Genomic DNA, 1,402 nt, shown 5'->3' with positions numbered 1-1,402 from the left:
CGGTTTTTATGTATTAAGGCTTGCATTTTTACACGTTTTGTGTAATATATTTTAACATTTAAAATGTATAAGTTTCCAGTTGCAAACAAAAGCCGTGTCTTAAAGGACGCGGCTTTTTTGCTATAAAGCAGCCCCCCGCCCCGTTATTTACGCTGCTTTTTCTAAAATATTATTCGAGTTATATATGACTTTATTGCCACTATAAACCTCACCTTCCCTATGAACAAAATCACACTCTCTTAATTTTGCCTTGCCTGAAACCTTCCCATAAATTTTTGAATAACCTGATATTTTTGCATTACCATAAATAATCCCATGAATTTCAGCATGCCCTTCAATAACAGCGTTCCCATGAACGTGTGCATTTTTATAAAGTTTTGAAAAGCCTAGAACCTTGGCATTACCATAAACTTTTACATCAGCATAAATGCAAGCATATCCAGAAAGCTTGGCATTACCAAAAATATGTGTATCATTAAAAACCCAAGCATTATAATGAACGTGAGCATTCCCATAAATTCTTGCACGAGGATAAATACGTGCAAAACCATAAACCTCAGCATTTCCATAAACAAAGCCACCTACAACCGCCTTGCCATAAACACGGGCGTTTTCATAAATACAAGCTTCCACATTAACATGAGCATAACCACTTACAACGGCATTATCGTAAACCCTTGCATTAGCATAAACCTTGGCTTTACCTCCGACCCAGCAATTGCCATGATGCGATAAATTGTATTCACTACCTATAAAGCCGCCGAGGTCCCCTTTTTTGACATCTCCAAAATCTCTTAAAGCTCTAATCCTATGAAGCGTTTTAAAGCCAACCTCTATTGTTTCACCTGTAAATTCGTATTTTTTTGCAAACTCTCTCTTTTTAAAAGAGCCATTATCATCTGTAATAAAAAAGGAAGATTCTTGATTTTTAACTGTAGCGTTCATGCTAGTAATCCTAGTTATTTAGAGTTTTTAATTGACACCCCATAAGGGCGCCGGGTGCTAAAAACACGGTAACTAGTCCGTTGCTTATACTTTCCCCTCGCGAAGGGTATTGTATGGTATAAGCACACCCGACAAAATCGTTATATGCCAATGACAGCATAAAAGAAAGTCAGTATTTTAAGAAATGGGAGAAACCTTATCGTGGTTTACCCGCTAGTTATTAGTGGTTTTTAAGCACTTGCCAACCTTATTAAACGAACCTTTCCTTAATGTCAATACGTATTTTTTATTTTTTTCAATTTTTTTCATTTTGATACCTACCTAATTGAATATCAAGTGATTTTAAATTTTACTTTTGGTTTTTAGCATAAAAATGTAGTGCGTAAATGGACATGTTTATTAAACTGCGTGTATGCAACATGAGAAAGAATGAATAAACTAAAAAAAAGTACCAAAA

The 1,402-nt window shown here is 35.2% G+C and carries 1 protein-coding gene; it reads right to left on the bottom strand.

From position 1 onward, the window contains the following. Positions 1-147: 147 nt before the first annotated feature. Positions 148-945 (bottom strand): hypothetical protein, encoded by a 798-nt coding sequence (locus tag ACFIQE_RS10390; RefSeq protein WP_375637986.1) that lies wholly within the window; start codon positions 943-945, stop codon positions 148-150. Positions 946-1,402: the final 457 nt, after the last annotated feature.

The organism is Bartonella sp. AA1HLJMS (assembly GCF_042197445.1).
GTDB lineage: Bacteria > Pseudomonadota > Alphaproteobacteria > Rhizobiales > Rhizobiaceae > Bartonella.
Note: the sequence above shows the minus strand (reverse complement) of the source record. Positions and strands in the feature narration are given on the sequence as shown.

Bases quoted from the DNA above. Each gene is read 5' to 3' on its own strand.
- ACFIQE_RS10390 (WP_375637986.1), bottom strand. From the start codon at position 945: ATGAACGCTACAGTTAAAAATCAAGAATCTTCCTTTTTTATTACAGAT.